Origin of the sequence: Sutterella sp. AM11-39 (assembly GCF_003472385.1) — a bacterium.
Lineage (GTDB): Bacteria > Pseudomonadota > Gammaproteobacteria > Burkholderiales > Burkholderiaceae_F > Duodenibacillus > Duodenibacillus intestinigallinarum.
This window is the reverse complement of sequence record NZ_QRLV01000011.1, coordinates 61,740-62,063: the sequence shown is the minus strand read 5'-3', so window position 1 is coordinate 62,063 and position 324 is coordinate 61,740. Positions and strand designations below refer to the sequence as shown.

At 54.3% G+C, this 324-nt stretch carries 1 pseudogene; it reads right to left on the bottom strand.

Annotated features, from left to right (window positions below):
- Window positions 1–285: pseudogene (locus DW133_RS08660) on the bottom strand (RNA-guided endonuclease TnpB family protein); the annotation flags it as partial.
- Window positions 286–324 lie beyond the last annotated feature (39 nt).

Genomic DNA, 324 nt, shown 5'->3' with positions numbered 1-324 from the left:
CACAGCGTTGCAGACGAGCTGCGCACCCAGTTCCGGTACAGCTTCGCGTACGCGGTAGTAGCCGGCGTGGTGCAGGTTGAAACGTTGCCATAGGCGCAGCTTCTTTTCGGTGTCCTCACGGATAATGTCAACGAGCAAATTGCAAGCGCGACGAAAGAGCTCTTGGGTGCGCTGCAATTTTTCAAAGGCATCGCTGTCCATGTCCAGGACAACACAAGCGGTACGAACGTCCTTGGAACGTTCTACCAGACTACCTGCGTCCTCTGATGTGTTCAGTCCTTTCAATGTACTGCCTTATCGTTTCTGCGCTGACCTTGCCAGCTG